This window comes from Streptomyces sp. BJ20 (genome assembly GCF_022869105.1).
GTDB classification, from domain to species: Bacteria; Actinomycetota; Actinomycetes; order Streptomycetales; family Streptomycetaceae; genus Streptomyces; species Streptomyces griseoincarnatus.
In genome coordinates, this window is record NZ_CP094918.1 from 4,862,250 (window position 1) to 4,876,553 (window position 14,304).

The following is a 14,304-nucleotide window of genomic DNA, read 5'->3' on the forward strand; positions in this document are numbered from 1 at the left end:
GGCCGGGACGCCCGGCGGGCAAGGCGCCGCCGGGCGTTCCACGCCATCCTCAGGCCGTCGCCGCAGGTCGCTTGAACATCCGTGTCGCCGTGATCTCGCTGTGCGTTTCCTGGCCCGGATCCGGCTGGGGCAGGCCCGGGCGGAGGTGCTCCTCCACGCTGATGTACTTCAGGCCGGCCCGCAGGTCGGCGTCGTTACGGAGCCGGATGACCAGCGGGAATTCCGCCAGAGCCGTGGTGTCGAACAGTCCCGTGGTGTACAGCAGCTGGACGCCGAGCGCGTCGGCGACCGCCCGCTGGAGCTCCAGCAGATAGGTCGCGTTCGCCCGTCCGATGGGGTTGTCGAGGAACAGCGTGCCGGCGTGCCGTTGCTTGTCGCGCCCCCGGTCGTTGGAGCGCAGCGCCGCCATCGTGCAGTACAGGGCGATGGCCGCGGTGAGCAGCTGGCCGCCGGAGAACACGTCGCCCATCTGCCCGACCGGCACCCGCTCGGCGCGCAGTACCGCGTCGGGCTTGAGGATCTCGACCGCCACGCCCTTGGGCCGCAGTGCGGCGGCGACGCCGCGCAGCAGCAGGGACATGCCGTCGCGCCGCAGGTCGGAGTTCTTCTTGACGGCCGCGCGGGTGGCCTCGTCGACGACCTCGCCGAGGCGCTCGGTAAGCGTGGCCTGGTCGGGCTCCTCGAAGCGGATGCGCAGGAACTCCTGTCCCGACCACTCCCCCAGCCCTTCGGGGAGCCGGGACAGCCGCTGGGCGGAGCGCAGGGTGGCGAGGGCGGACTCGACCAGACCGCGCAGCCGGTCCACGATCGAGTCGCGGTTGCGCTCCAGCTGCTCCAGCTCGTCGGTGAGCACCCGCAGCCGGGGGGCGAAGGCGTCGGCCCACTTCTTGGCGTGCTCCGGCAGCGCGGAGGCGGGCAGTTCGCGGATCTGCTGGCGGGCGGGCGTGCGAACCTGCTCGTAGCGGGTGGAGTTGGCGTGCCGCACCAGCACGTCGCTCGCCTCGCGCACGGCGGCCTCGGCGGCGGACAGGTCGGCGGCGCAGCCGCGCAGCGAGCGGCGCGCCTCGGCGGCGGACCGCCGTGCGTCGTCCAGGTCGCCGGGGTACGCCCCGGGCCGCTCCTGCTCCTCCTCGGCGGCGTGCTCGCGCAGCAGGTCGCGGAGCATCGCGGCGATCTCGTCGAAGCCTCCGGCCGCGTCCTCGGCGGCCCGGTGGGCGGCGAGCAGCTCGGCGTGCGCCTCCCGGGCCTGACTCAACTCCTCCTCGCGGGTGGCGAGTTCGCCGGTGGCCGTGCGCAGGAGAGCCTGGGCGTGCTCGGCGTCGCGCGGGACCAGCTCCTCGGGAAGCTCCGTGTGCGCCCCGCCGTCGGCGGGGGCGAGGCGCTCGGCCTCGCCGCGGAGGCGGCCGAGCCGCTCGCTCGCGCCGGACATACGCGTCTCCAGGAGCTGCACCAGCTCCTCGGCGCGGGCGGCGGCCGCCTGCCGGCTGGGTCCGTCGGAGCCGTCGGGCGACTGGAGCAGCTGCTCGGCGCGGGTGCGGACCTTGTTGCTGAGCCGGTCCAGCTCGGCGCGGGCGGCGCTCTCGTCGCTCTCCGCGCGGGCCTGCTCGGCACGCAGGTCGGCGCCGACGCCGACCTTCTCGTACACCTGGGACGCGGCGCGGTAGGCCTCCCGCAGGGCGGGCAGGGACGCCTGCGGGGCGCCGTCGCCGTCCTCGGGCACGTCGTCGGGGGCGCCGGCGATCTCGGAGCGCTCGGCGCGCAGGGTGCGGGCGGTGCGCCGGGCGTCGTCGGCGGCGCGCTGGGCGGCGCGCCGGTCCTCGTCGGCGGCGCGGGCGCGTTCCAGGCAGGACTGGGCGCGGGCCTCCGCCTCGGCCGCGTCGTCGGCCAGTTCGCGCAGCTTGGCCTGCCAGCCGGCGCGTTCCCGCAGCCGGAAGGCGAGTCCGGCGAGGGCGTCGGCTGCGCGCCGGGCTCTCTGGGCGGCCTCCTGCCGTTCGTCCCGGACCCGGACCGCCTCGGCGGCCGCTTCCTCGGCCTCCGCCCGCAGGCTGCGCGCCTCGGCCAGCTCGGCCTCGGCCTCCTCGGCGAACGCCCGTGCCTGCTCGGCCGCCACGGCCAGTTCGGCGAGGCGTCCGGCGGGGCAGCCGGTGCGCCAGGAGGCGAGCCGAGCGGCGAGTTCGCGGTCCTTGCCGAGCCGGGCGGCGAGGGCGCGGATCTCCTCGTCCCGCTCGGCGGCGCGGGCGCGCAGCGCCTGCCGCTCCTCGTCGGCGGCGTGCTCGTCGTGCATGGCCGGGTTCGGCGGTACGAGGAAGACGTCGCCGGAGCCGGACGCGGGCGTGGGCGCGAGCAGCGCGGCGGCCGTGCCGACGGCGACTGCGGACCGGGGCAGCAGGGCGGCGTCGCTCAGCGCCTCACGGGCGCGGACGTGGGAGTCGGGGTCGGTGATGACGACACCGTCGACCAGCTCGGGGCGGGCGGCCAGCACGCGCGCGTGGTCGGCGGGGTCGACGGCCTGGGCGAGGTAGCGCCACCCGGGGAGGGCGGGGATGCCGTGCTCGCCGAGGAACTCGACGGTGGCCAGCACGTCCGGGCCCGGCGGCAGCAGTCCGCCGTCGCCGAGGGCGCCGAGGATGCGGGCGTCGTCCGCGGCGGCGGTGCGCAGCTCGAACAGCTGGCGCTCGGCGGAGGACACGGCGTCGTCGAGCAGCTCGCGCAACTCGTCGGCGAACCGGTCGAGTTCGTCCGCGGTCAGCCCGCCCTCGCGCGGGCCGTCGGCCCCGCCGTCGGAGTCCGTGCGCTGGCCGGGTACGGCGGTCCGGCGCTTGCCGGAGACGCCGGGCAGGCTGAGCAGCTCAGCGAACCGCTGCTCGGCGGCGAGGCCCTCGGCGGTGCGGCGCTCGCCCTCGTGGGCGCGCTCGGCGGCGGTGGCCGCGTCGGCGGCGCGGGCGGCGGTGAGCTCGGCGCGGCTCTCGGCGGCGGCCGCCTCGCGGGCGTGTTCGGTGGCCCGTCGGGCGGTCTCGCGGGCGGTATCCCAGGCGGCGACGGTGGTCTTCTCGGCGTCGCTGGCCGCGAGGGCGGCGCGGGCCGGGTCGGCGTCGGGGGCGCTGTCGTCGAGCCAGCCGGCGCGGACGGCCTCGGCGGTCTCCTGCTCGACCTCGGCGAGCCGCTGGCGCAGGTGGCCGATCTCGCTGCGGGCGCGCTGTGCCTCGGTGGCGGCGGCGGTGGAGTCGCGGTAGGCGCCGTCGCCGGCCTCCTGGAGGGCGGCGGACCGCTCCTCCTCCTCGTTGGCGAGGTTCTCGGCGTTCCGCGCGGCGGCGTGCAGGGCGCGGACCAGGTCGACGGCGGCCTTGGCGCGGGCGGCGAGGGCCGGGGCGGCGTCCCGCTCGGCCTCCTGGATCGCGGCGGACACCCTGGCCACCCGGTCGGCGGCGGCGCGGTGCCGCAGCACGGACTCGGCGGCCTGCCAGGCGGAGTGCAGGGTGCGCGCGTCGGCCAGTTCGCGCTTCTGGGCGGCGGCCGACTTCTCGGCGGCGGCGAGCGCCAGCGAGGCGTGCCGGTAGGCGAGTTCGGCAGAGACGGACGCACTGTGCGCGCGGGCGGACTCGGCCCGGGTGACGGCGTGGGCGGCGGCGGTGACGCGGTGGGCGAGGTCGACCGCGCGCTCGCGCTCCTGGGCGCCGCGCGCGGAGAGCCGGCGGGCGAGGGTACGGGTGCGGCGTTCGGCGGAGGCGTGGATCTCCCGGGCGCGAGTGCGGGTGTCGGTGGCCTCGACGATCCGGCCGAGCAGGTCCACCGACCCGGCGGTGAAGTCGCGTTCGGCGATGAGTTCGGCGCGCCGGCCGAGCTTGTTGCCGAAGCCGCTGACCAGGTCGGCGAGGCCGTCGGTGTCGCGGGTGTCGGTGACGGCGCGCAGCAGCAGGTCGGTGAAGTCGGAGTCCTTCTTCACCGCGAAGAGACCGGCCGCCTCACCCTCGTCGGCGTTCATCTCCCGCTGGTAGCGGAAGAGTTCGGGGTCGAGCCCGAGGTCGCCGAGGTGCTCGGTCCAGCGCTCGTGGATCTCCTCCCAGTGCACCTCCAGGTGCGGGTAGGTCTTGCCCGCCTCGGTGAGGGCGTCACGGAAGCCCTTCATGGTGCGGCGCCGGCCGCGCGCGCCGGACTGGCCCTCGACCGGCGGGCGCACGGTGGTGGCCTCGGCGACGGGGAGATTGTCCAGGCTGAGCCCCGGCCCCGGGCGGAAGGAGTACCAGGCCTCGGCGAACTTCCGCGGGTCGCCTGAGACCTGGCGCCCGCGCCACTCGCTGACCTTGCCGACGACGACGCACTCGCCGGTCTGCACATGCTGCCATTCGAGTGCCACATGGCCGCAGTCGTCGGCGAGGAGGAACTTGCGCAGCACGCCGGAGCTGGCGCCGCCGAGGGTGTTCCGGTGGCCCGGGAGCATCACGGAGAAGATCAGCTTCAGCAGGACGGACTTGCCGCCGCCGTTCTCCAGGAAGAGCACGCCGGCGGGCGCGGGGCGGCGGGGCGGGCCGACGGGCTCGTCCGCGAAGAACTCCGCCTGCGTCGGCGCCGGGTCGGGCACGGTGGCGCCGACGCCGCGCAGGTCGAGCACGGTGTCGGCGTAGCGTGCGCCGGCCGGTCCGATGGAGTAGAGGCGGACCCGGGACAGCTCGTACATGGCGGACTCTCGTGAGGCTTCGTGGGGTGGGGGTCAGGCGGAGTGGAAGGGCAGGCCGGCGTCGGCCACCAGGTCGAGGTCGTCGCCGTCCTCGGGAGGCAGCAGGGTGGGGGTGCCGTCGGTGACGGGGACGACGCCGAGTTCGAGCAGTTCGGCCATGGCGGCGCTGCCGGCCATGTCGCGGACCTGGAGCTGGTAGCGGGCGGTGGTGCGGTAGGTGCCGCCGTTGTCGTCGCCGGTGCGCTGGAGGAAGCCGGAGTCGGTGAGGAAGGAGACGGCCTTGGCGACGATGCCGGTGGTGGATCCGGCCAGGCGGCGGGCGTCCTTGGTGGCGCCGGTGGCGCTGCGCCGGGACCAGATCCGCCACGCGGCCTCGAGTCCGGGGGCGTCGGTGGCCGGATCGGTGTTCTCGCCCTGTTCGGCGGCCCGCGCCTCCAGGCGGTGGCAGGCCTGGCGGACGAAGGCGTCGACGCCGTTGACCGTGACGCGTCCGATGTAGCCGTCGTCGGCGAGGTCCTCGGGACGGGGGAAGGCCATGGCGGCGACGGCGAGGTGGGCGAGGCCGTGCAGGAAGCGGTCGCCGCCGTCGGCGGAGGCGCGGCGGGCGTAGTCGCCCATGCGGACGGCGAACACGGAGTCCTCGGCGGCGGTGACGGCCATGCCTGCGCGCGGGGAGACCTCAAGCACGATCAGCCCGAGACCGGTGGCGACGGCGTCGGCGAGCCGCGCGAACGGCGGGTCCTCGCGGTAGCGGCGCAGCAGGTCGGCGTACTCCTGGTCACGGGCGGGCTGGAGCTTGGGCTGGAGGCCGAAGGCGACGAGCCGGGCCGCGTCGGCGGCGTCGGCGGGCGTGACGGCGGTGCTGGCCGGCGTCGCCGCGGGCTCCGGCTCGCTCCAGTCGGCGTGCTCGGTCACGGTCGGGGCTCCTCGGTGCGGGCGTGGTCGGTGCGTGGGGTGCGGCCGTGGGGGCTGCGGAGGCGGGAGGCGCGGGCGCGAGGTGCCGGTGTCGCGGTCATGCCGCCTCCGTGCGGTCCGCCGCCATGCCCGCCGCGTCCAGCAGGGCCGTGCCCACGATGAGGTCGGCGCCGCCGAACTCCGGGTCGTCGAGCTCGGCGCCGTCGTCCACGGCGAACAGCAGCTTCCGCTCGCCCTGGCGGTAGGCCGTGCCGACGGGCGGGCTGGCGGCGTGGACGGCCAGCAGGGCCACCAGGTAGGGCAGCTCGGGGTCCTTGCGGCGGGCCTCGGCGAGCAGCCCGGACAGCCGGCGGGGCGCGTCGGCCGGTAGGTCGAGCAGTTCGGTGGCGGCCGCGAGCTGCTCCTCGCTGAAGCGGCTGTCGTCGGGCGTGGCGATGAGGTCCGGCTCGGGCATCTCGGCGCCGAGGTGTTCGCGCTCCACGGGCGGCGTCAGCAGGATGTCGACGAGGTCGGCGACCCGGACGGAGACGGGCGTGCGCAGCCCGGTGCCGTGGGCGAAGAACGCGTCGGTGACCCGGGACGCCCGCTCCACGGGGAGCGGCAGCAGCGGGGCGAGGAGCTGGCCGTAGAGGTCGGTGCCGGCGGCCGCGGCGGGCGTGGCGAAGGCCTGCCGGTCCTGCTCGGCGCGGAACAGCGGGCCTGCCTCCAGGAGCCGGGACTGGAGCTGGGTGTGGCGCCGGATGCAGTCCTTGACGATGTCCACCAGCTCGGCGGCGCGGCGCTTGTGCTCGGGGTCCTCGGACTCGTCACGGGCCTTGCGGATGTTGGTGAGGATGGCGTTCTCGTGGCGGTAGCGGTCGGCCACGTGGTCGAGGGCCTCGGCGATCATGTCGGGTACGGCGCCGAGCCAGTCCACCGCGCGGACGTTGCGCCGGGTGGCCTCCAGGGCGCGGCGCAGGGTCTCGGAGTACTGCACCGTGCGGTAGCGGGCCTGCTCGGCGGCGATCTGGGCGTCGGCGAGCCTGCCCCGGCTGATCAGCACCTCGAGCTTGACCTCGGCGGCGATCTGGGCGCTGGTGACGTCGGTGTCGAGGGCGCCGACCAGGACGTTGACCGCTTCGTCGGTGGTGCGCAGGTACACCGTGCCGCCGGGGCCCGGGACCTCCTCGATCAGCTTGAAGTCGTAGTCGCGGCGGACGTAGGTGCCGTCCGGGCCGAAGACGCCGTACACCGCGCGGAAGCCGCGGTCGACGCTGCCGACGTTGATCAGGTTCTCCAGGACCCAGCGGGCCACCCGCTCGTGCTCGGCGGCGGGACGCCCGGGGGCCTGGGCCGCGACGCGCGGGAGGAGCCGGGCGACGATCTGTTCGTGGTCGGCGCCGGTGTCGAAGTCCATGTTGAGCGTGACCAGGTCGATGGCGGCGAGCGCGATCTCCGCCATGCCGTACACCGAGTACTCGCCCGCGAGATTGGCCTTGCGGGTGTCCAGGTCGTGCAGCGGCGCGGTGCACGCGAGCGCGCGCAGCCGCCGCGCCAGCCCTTCGTCGGCGGCCGGGCCCGGCGCGGGGCGCGGCCCCGCGCTGAGCTGGGGCGGAACGCTGTCCGTCGATGCAGGCGAAGTCACGGTGCACAGACTAGGTCCTCGGTCCGACAACGGCCCAAACGAGGCAGTTGCGCCCCGGCGCCGTGACCTGCGGACCCCTGTCGAGGACCGGTCTCCGTACGGCCTAGTCCCCGTCGCCGACCCGGCGCCGGTAGACCTCCCCCACCCGTTCCAGCGACACGTCGAGGTAGGCGGCGAGCAGGCGTTCGGCCGTGTCCCGGTCACCCGCCTCAAGAGCCTGGAGGATCTCGACATTTCGCGCGATGTACGGTTCGTGCAGCCGCTGCGGCTCGTCCACCGCGTGGAAGGCGAGCCGGAGTTCGGCGAAGACTCTGCGCATGAGCTCGGCGGTGCGCTCGCCGGAGGCGAGGGCGACCAGTTCCTGGTGGAAGTGGATGTTGGCCGTGCCCACCGCTTTCCAGTCACCTTCGCGGGCCGCCCGCCGCCCCTCCGCGACCGCCCCGGCGAGCCCGTCCAGGGCGTAGGGCGGCTCACCGAGCCCCCGCACGACGGCGCACTCGACGAGCCTGCGGGTGCGGTAGATGTCCTCGACGTCCTCGACGGTCAGCACCCGCACGAACACGCCCCGGTTGAGCTCGTGGACGAGCAGCCGTTCGTGCGTGAGCAGCCGGAACGCCTCGCGCAGCGTGTTGCGGGAGACCCCGAGGGCGCCGCCGATGCTGTCCTCCGAGAGCCGGGTGCCGGGTGGGAAGAAGCCCTCGGCGATGCGGCTCCTGAGGATGTCCGCGACACGCTCGGCGGTGCTGGTCCTGCCCAACAGGGCACGGTCGTCGGCCAGTCCGCTCATCCGCTCTGCCATGCCGGAATTCAAGCGCACACGGAAGGATGAGACAACATGGGTATTGAAGGATCGTTCAACGATCCTCTACCTTGCTGAGGCACTGGCACGGCTCACTCCTTCCTTGCACCGCCGTCCCCTTCTGCGAGGTGCCCATGAGCACGACCCCTCCACCGTCGAGCGCGCTGACCGGAACCCCACGCCCCGTCAAGCCCGAACTCCCCTCCGAGGACGGGGCGTTCGGCTGGCTGCGCGCACTCGGCCCGCGCGGCCAGCGCGCCTTCGGCGGCGCTTTCGGCGGCTATGGCCTGGACTCGTACGACTACTTCACGCTGCCGCTGACGATGGTGGCGCTGTCCGCCTACTTCGGCCTGAACAGTGGACAGACCGGGCTGCTGACCACCGTGACCCTGATCGTCTCGGCGGTCGGCGGCGCCCTCGCGGGCGTCCTCGCGGACCGCGTCGGCCGGGTCAAGGCGCTGCTCCTGACCGTGATCACCTACGGGGTGTTCACCGTGGCCTGCGGCTTCGCCCCCAACTACGAGACGCTGCTCGTTTTCCGCGCCCTCCAGGGCCTCGGTTTCGGCGGCGAGTGGGCGGTCGGCGCGATCCTGGTCGCCGAGTACGCCGGCGCCAAGCACCGGGGCCGCACCCTCGGCGCGGTGCAGAGCGCCTGGGCCGTCGGCTGGGGGCTGGCCGTGATCGTCTACACGGCGGTCTTCTCACTGGTCGACGGCGACCTGGCCTGGCGTGTGATGTTCTGGACCGGCGCGCTGCCCGCGCTGCTCGTCGTGTGGGTGCGGCGCAGTGTGCAGGACGCGCCGGAGGCGGCCGCCGCGCGCGAGGAGAGCGCGAGCAAGGGGTCGTTCGCGGCGATCTTCCGGCCGTCCCGTGCGGGCTCCCCCGGGCTGCTGCGCACCACCCTGTTCGCGGTGCTGCTCTCCACCGGCGTCCAGGGCGGTTACTACACCCTCGCCACCTGGGTGCCGACGTACCTCAAGTCCGAGCGCGACCTGTCGGTCGTGGGCACCGGCGGCTATCTGACCTTTCTCATCTCGGGCGCGTTCCTCGGCTATCTGACGGGCGGTTATCTCACCGACCTGCTGGGCCGCCGGCGCAACATCTGGCTGTTCGCCCTGCTGTCGGCGGTGTGCATCGTCGCGTACACGAACATCCCCAGCGGCGCGAACACCCTGGTCCTGGTGCTCGGCTTCCCGCTCGGGTTCTGCATGTCGGCCATCTTCAGCGGCTTCGGCTCCTACCTGAGCGAGCTCTACCCGACGGCCGTGCGCGGCACCGGGCAGGGCTTCACCTACAACACCGGCCGCGCCGTCGGCGCCGTCTTCCCCACCACCGTCGGCTTCCTCGCCGACAGCTGGGGCGTCGGCGGTGCCCTGGTCTTCGGCGCGATCGGCTACGGCCTGGCCGCGCTGGCGCTGCTCGGACTGCCGGAGACGCGCGGGAAGGAGCTGGAGTGACCACCCCCTCCGACGACGGCGCCCGCACCGCCGTGGACGACCGCCCCGTGGTTCTCGCCGACGACACCACGCGCGCGTGGAGCCCGCGGACGGCCCGCGCCCGATTCCGGGAGGGCCTCGCGATCCCCACGGCAGGCGTGGCCGCCGGGTACGCCCAGGCCAACCTGGTCTCCGTGCCCGCCGACTGGGCGTACGACATGCTGCTGTTCTGCCAGCGCAATCCGCGCGCGTGCCCCCTCCTCGACGTCACCGACGCCGGTTCGACGTCCACCGTGCTCGCCTCCGACGCCGACCTGCGCACCGATCTGCCGCGCTACCGGGTGTGGGAGGACGGCGAGCTGGTGGACGAGCCGACGGACGTACGGGCGTACTGGCGGGACGACCTGGTGTCGTTCCTCATCGGTTGCAGCTTCACCTTCGAATGGGCGCTCGCGGCGGCCGGGGTGCCGCTGCGCCACGTCGAGCAGGGCCGGAACGTCCCGATGTACCGGACGACGTGGCAGTGCCGTCCGGCGGGGCGGCTGAGCGGCCCGATGGTGGTGTCGATGCGCCCGGTGCCGCCGGAGCACCTCGACGCCGCCATCCGGGAGAGCGGGCTGATGCCCGCCGTGCACGGCGCCCCGGTGCACTGCGGCGACCCGTCCGCGCTCGGCGTCGACGACCTGGACCGCCCCGACTTCGGCGACCGCGTGGAGCCGGAACCGGACGACATCCCGGTGTTCTGGGCCTGCGGGGTGACCCCGCAGGCCGCGGTCATGGCGTCCCGGCCGCCGTTCGCCCTCACCCACGCACCGGGCCGGATGTTCGTCGGCGACGCCCGGGACGAGCAGTTCCGCGTGCTCTGACCGGTGCCCTCACCAGCACAGAAACGAAGGATCCATGACCTCGATCGATCTGAACGCCGACCTCGGCGAGGGCTTCGGCCACTGGACGCTCACCGATGACGAGCGGCTGCTGTCGGTGGTGACCAGCGCCAACGTCGCCTGCGGCTTCCACGCGGGGGACGCCCCCACCATGCGCCGGGTGTGCGAACTCGCCGCCGCGCGCGGGGTGCGGATCGGCGCCCAGGTCTCCTACCGGGACCTGGCCGGGTTCGGCCGGCGGGCGATGGACGTGCCGCCCGCCGAGCTGACGGCCGAGGTGGCGTACCAGATCGGCGCCCTCGAGGTGTTCGCCCGCGCGGCGGGGACCCGCGTCGCGTACGTCAAGCCGCACGGCGCGCTCTACAACCGGGTGGTGCGCGACGAGGAGCAGGCGCGCGCGGTGGTCGACGGGGTGGTTCTCGCCGGCCCCGCGCTGCCCGTGCTCGGACTGCCCGGCTCCCGGCTGCTGGAGCTCGCGGCGAAGGCGGGGCTCCCGGCGGTCGAGGAGGCGTTCGCGGACCGCGCGTACACCGATGAGGGCACGCTGGTGGCGCGCGGTCAGGAGGGCGCCCTGGTCACCGACCCGGGGGCGGTCCTGGAGCGTTCGGTGGACCTGGCCCGCAACGGCGAGGTCGTGGCGCTCTCGGGGCGGCGCATCGAGATGAGGGCCCGCTCCCTGTGCCTGCACGGCGACACGCCGGGCGCGGTGGACCTGGCGCGGCAGGTGCGGGACGCGCTGGAGGCGTCCGGGGTCCGCGTGGAGGCGTTCGTATGAGGACGCTGCCCGTCGGCGCGGACGCGCTGCTCGTCGAGGTCGCCTCGGGCGAGGAGGCGCAGGCGCTCCACGCGGCCCTGCTGCGCCGCCGCGCGGAAGGATCCCTGACGGCCCGTGAGATCGTCCCGGCCGCGCGCACGGTGCTGCTCGACGGCCTGCCCGACCCCGCCCGCCTGGCCGCCGAACTGGCTTCACGTCCGGTGCCGCACGTGCCGCCCCGCGCGGCCGAGACGGTCGAGATCCCGGTGCGGTACGACGGTCCGGACCTGGCCGACGTGGCGGCGCACTGGGGTGTCGGCGCGGCCGAGGTGGCGCGGATCCACGCGGACGCCGAGTTCCGCGTGGCCTTCTGCGGCTTCGCTCCCGGCTTCGGCTACCTCACGGGCCTCCCCGCCGGCCGCGAGGTCCCCCGGCGCTCCACCCCGCGTACGTCCGTCCCGGCGGGCTCGGTGGCCCTCGCCGGGCCGTACACGGGCGTCTACCCGCGCTCCTCCCCCGGCGGGTGGCAGCTCATCGGCACCACGGACGTCGTGCTGTGGGACCACACCCGGGAGCCCGCGGCGCTGCTGTCGCCCGGCACGCGCGTGCGGTTCGTCCCGGTGGCCTCGACGGGACCGGCGACATGACGGACCGCGCGCTCTCCGTCGTCCGGGCGGGCGCCCTGACGACCGTGCAGGACCGTGGCCGGCCGGGTCACGCCCACTTGGGCGTCCCCCGCTCCGGCGCGCTGGACGGTCCCGCCGCCGCGCTCGCCAACCGCCTGGTGGGCAACGGCCCGGACGCGGCCGTTCTGGAGACCACCCTCGACGGCTGTTCCCTGCGGCCGCGGTCGGCCGTGACGGTGGCGGTGACCGGGGCGCCGTGCCGGGTGAGGGTGGACGGCCGGCCTGCGGCGTGGGGCGGGCCGGTGCGGGTGCGGGCGGGGGCCGTGCTGGACGTCGGGCCCGCGGAGCTCGGGGTACGGGCCTACGTGGCCGTGTCCGGCGGGGTGGCCGTCGAACCGGTGCTCGGGAGCCGGTCCACGGACCTGTTGTCCGGGCTGGGGCCGGCGCCGCTGACGGACGGGGCGGTGCTGCCGCTCGGGGCGCCGGCGGGGGTGCAGGCGCGCGTGGACGTGGCTCCGCAGGCGGGGCCGCCGTCCGAGCTGGTGCTGCGGGTCTTCCTCGGTCCTCGGGTCGACTGGTTCACGGCCGGGGCGGTGCGGCGGTTCCTGTCCGGGGTGTTCCGTGTCTCGCCGGCGAGCAATCGGATCGGGTTGCGGACGACGGGGCCGGAGCTGGAGCGGGCGCGGGGGGAGGAGCTGCCGAGTGAGGGGATGGTGCTGGGGGCGGTACAGGTGCCGCCGGCGGGGACGCCGGTGATCTTTCTTGCCGATCATCCGACGACCGGGGGCTATCCGGTGATCGGCGTGGTGCACGCGGATGATCTGCCTGCGGCGGCGCAGGCTCGGCCGGGCACGGCCGTGCGGTTCGTCGCGGCGCGGGGGCGTGGGGGTTTCTGAGGTTTCCTCGCCCCCGCCGTCCCTTCCCGTCCCGTTCCCGGGGCTGCGCCCCGGACCCCCTGTCGGCCCTGGCGGGCCTCGTCCTCGGACGCCGGACGGGCTGCTCGCAGCCCTCCCAGGCGCCGATTCAGCCCTTCCGGCGCTTGAGGAGCGGGGTCCGGGGCGGAGCCCCGGGTCATACGGCCGTGCCTTCGGGGCCGATCCTGCTGCGGACCGCTGTCTGGACCTCCGCCTCCTCCGCCGGATCGGCGGCCAGGCGGCGGAGGCGGTCCACCACGCGCGTGTCGCCCGTCTCGGCGTGGCGGGCCGCGATCTCGCGGGTGGTCTCCTCACAGTCCCAGAGACATTCGACGGCGAAGCCCGTGGGGAAGGACGGGTCGGTGGCGGCGAGGGCGCGGGCGGCGCGGCCGCGGAGGTGGGAGGAGGCGGTCTCGCGGTAGATGTGCCGCAGGACGGGTGCGGCACAGACGATGCCGAGGCGTCCGGCGCCGTCGACGAGGGTCCACAGGGTCGTCGCGTCGGGGCCTTCACCCCGTACGGCCTCACGGAGGGCCCCGAGGACCAGGTCGCGGTCGCGTGTGCCGCCCCGGCAGGCGAGGACACGGGCGGCGGCCTCGCCGAGCGCGTCGGGCCGCCGGGCCCAGCGCCGCGCCCGGTCCACGGCAGCCACACTGCGCATGCGCTCGAAGGCGTCGACGGCGGCGTCCACGACGGCCGTCGAGCCGTCGGTCGCGGCGGCCTCGATCAGGTCGAGGGCGTCGGGATCGACGGTGTCGGCGAGATGGCGCAGAGCCGTACAGCGGGCTCCGTCGGAGCCGTCCCGGGCGGCCCGGACGATCTCCGGGCGGTCCTCGGGCCCCGCCACGGCGGAGAGGCAGCGGGCGGCCGGCACATGAAGGGCGGCGCCGCGGTCCATGCCCTGCTGGGCCCAGTCGAACACGGCCTGGACGCTCCAGCCGGGGCGTGGCCCCGCGGGCCGCATCTGCCGCTGCCAGCGGTCGAAGGAGCTGGCCTCCTGGGCGGCACGTACGCGCGTGGCGACGGCGGGCCGCGGATCGTCGGCCCACAGCCGCCAGGGACGGGGCTCGAAGGCGTCCCGCACGGTGGCGGCCAGTTCGGCCTCGCCCTCGGCGTCGGTGGAGAAGCGCGCGAGCACCGGGGCGGCGAGGGAGCGCAGGCCGGCGTCGTCGTCGCGCAGGGCGAGTTCGTCGAGGGCCCAGGCCCAGTTGCTGCCCTGGGCGGCGTACCTGCGCAACAGGTGCAGGGCGTCCTGCCTGCCGTAGGAGGCGAGGTGGCCCAGGACGGCGAGGGCGAGCCCGGTGCGTGACTCGTCGGTGTCGAGGACGTCCTCGGGGTCGAAGAGGTGCGCCTCGATCGCCTCGAGTCCGCCGTGCAGGTCGAGGTGGAGGCGGGCGTAGTACAGGGAGCGGTTCTCCACCTGCCAGTCGTGGCGCGGGTCGCGCAGCACGCAGTGGTTCAGCGCCGCGAGCGCCTCGGAGCGCGGTGCGGTGAGCGCGTGCAGTGTGCCGTCGCCGCGGCCCCGCTGGAGCAGGCCGAGCAGCGTACCGCTGGGCGCTATGACCGGATCGAACATGGGAAACAGCCTCACATCAAGCGTCGACGCAACCGGGAGTGTGGATTACCTGGCCGCGTGACAACACGTCGGGGCGCCCGCCGTTTCCTGCTTGTTGTAGA

The 14,304-nt window shown here is 75.2% G+C and carries 10 protein-coding genes; 5 read left to right on the top strand and 5 right to left on the bottom strand.

The genetic code is table 11. The features are described 5' to 3' along the window. Nucleotides 1-49: 49 nt before the first annotated feature. From MTR79_RS21915 to MTR79_RS21930, 4 genes are all read right to left on the bottom strand, one after another. A complete protein-coding gene (locus MTR79_RS21915; protein ID WP_244791830.1) occupies nucleotides 50-4,675 on the bottom strand; it encodes a hypothetical protein in 4,626 nt (1,541 codons plus the stop codon). A gap of 33 nt (nucleotides 4,676-4,708) precedes the next feature. Next, complete coding sequence (locus MTR79_RS21920; RefSeq protein WP_244791831.1) at nucleotides 4,709-5,590, bottom strand: hypothetical protein; 882 nt, start codon at nucleotides 5,588-5,590, stop codon at nucleotides 4,709-4,711. 97 nt (nucleotides 5,591-5,687) lie between these two features. Continuing rightward, the gene (locus MTR79_RS21925) at nucleotides 5,688-7,214 is read right to left on the bottom strand and encodes a hypothetical protein (protein WP_189365425.1); all 1,527 of its coding nucleotides are present in this window, start codon (nucleotides 7,212-7,214) and stop codon (nucleotides 5,688-5,690) included. 103 nt (nucleotides 7,215-7,317) lie between these two features. Next, nucleotides 7,318-8,013 carry a GntR family transcriptional regulator gene (locus MTR79_RS21930; protein ID WP_114873233.1) on the bottom strand — a complete coding sequence of 232 codons (696 nt, stop codon included), beginning with the start codon at nucleotides 8,011-8,013 and terminating at the stop codon, nucleotides 7,318-7,320. 134 nt (nucleotides 8,014-8,147) lie between these two features. On the opposite strand from MTR79_RS21930, the gene MTR79_RS21935 reads away from it, so the two are divergent. Genes MTR79_RS21935 through MTR79_RS21955 form a run of 5 tightly spaced genes read left to right on the top strand, consistent with a single transcriptional unit; the run spans nucleotide 8,148 to nucleotide 12,609 of the window. Then, on the top strand, nucleotides 8,148-9,470 hold the full coding sequence (locus MTR79_RS21935; RefSeq protein ID WP_244791832.1) for an MFS transporter: 1,323 nt from the start codon (nucleotides 8,148-8,150) through the stop codon (nucleotides 9,468-9,470). Further along, nucleotides 9,467-10,315, top strand: coding sequence for a putative hydro-lyase (locus MTR79_RS21940; RefSeq protein ID WP_181383148.1), 849 nt, complete (start codon nucleotides 9,467-9,469; stop codon nucleotides 10,313-10,315). Before MTR79_RS21935 ends, MTR79_RS21940 begins: the two co-directional genes overlap by 4 nt. A gap of 34 nt (nucleotides 10,316-10,349) precedes the next feature. Then, the gene (locus tag MTR79_RS21945) at nucleotides 10,350-11,108 is read left to right on the top strand and encodes a 5-oxoprolinase subunit PxpA (RefSeq protein WP_189365427.1); all 759 of its coding nucleotides are present in this window, start codon (nucleotides 10,350-10,352) and stop codon (nucleotides 11,106-11,108) included. Beyond that, nucleotides 11,105-11,734, top strand: a complete 630-nt coding sequence (locus MTR79_RS21950) for an allophanate hydrolase subunit 1 (protein ID WP_189365428.1) — start codon at nucleotides 11,105-11,107, stop codon at nucleotides 11,732-11,734. Before MTR79_RS21945 ends, MTR79_RS21950 begins: the two co-directional genes overlap by 4 nt. Next, the gene (locus MTR79_RS21955) at nucleotides 11,731-12,609 is read left to right on the top strand and encodes a biotin-dependent carboxyltransferase family protein (protein WP_244791833.1); all 879 of its coding nucleotides are present in this window, start codon (nucleotides 11,731-11,733) and stop codon (nucleotides 12,607-12,609) included. The genes MTR79_RS21950 and MTR79_RS21955 overlap by 4 nt, the downstream gene beginning before the upstream one ends. Before the next feature lie 175 nt (nucleotides 12,610-12,784). On the opposite strand, the gene MTR79_RS21960 is transcribed toward MTR79_RS21955, so the two are convergent. Next, nucleotides 12,785-14,203 (bottom strand): HEAT repeat domain-containing protein, encoded by a 1,419-nt coding sequence (locus MTR79_RS21960; RefSeq protein ID WP_244791834.1) that lies wholly within the window; start codon nucleotides 14,201-14,203, stop codon nucleotides 12,785-12,787. Between the last annotated feature and the right edge of the window lie 101 nt (nucleotides 14,204-14,304).

Bases quoted from the DNA above. Each gene is read 5' to 3' on its own strand.
- MTR79_RS21915 (WP_244791830.1), bottom strand. From the start codon at position 4,675: ATGTACGAGCTGTCCCGGGTCCGCCTCTACTCCATCGGACCGGCCGGC.
- MTR79_RS21955 (WP_244791833.1), top strand. From the start codon at position 11,731: ATGACGGACCGCGCGCTCTCCGTCGTCCGGGCGGGCGCCCTGACGACC.
- MTR79_RS21930 (WP_114873233.1), bottom strand. From the start codon at position 8,013: ATGGCAGAGCGGATGAGCGGACTGGCCGACGACCGTGCCCTGTTGGGC.
- MTR79_RS21945 (WP_189365427.1), top strand. From the start codon at position 10,350: ATGACCTCGATCGATCTGAACGCCGACCTCGGCGAGGGCTTCGGCCAC.
- MTR79_RS21960 (WP_244791834.1), bottom strand. From the start codon at position 14,203: ATGTTCGATCCGGTCATAGCGCCCAGCGGTACGCTGCTCGGCCTGCTC.
- MTR79_RS21935 (WP_244791832.1), top strand. From the start codon at position 8,148: ATGAGCACGACCCCTCCACCGTCGAGCGCGCTGACCGGAACCCCACGC.
- MTR79_RS21950 (WP_189365428.1), top strand. From the start codon at position 11,105: ATGAGGACGCTGCCCGTCGGCGCGGACGCGCTGCTCGTCGAGGTCGCC.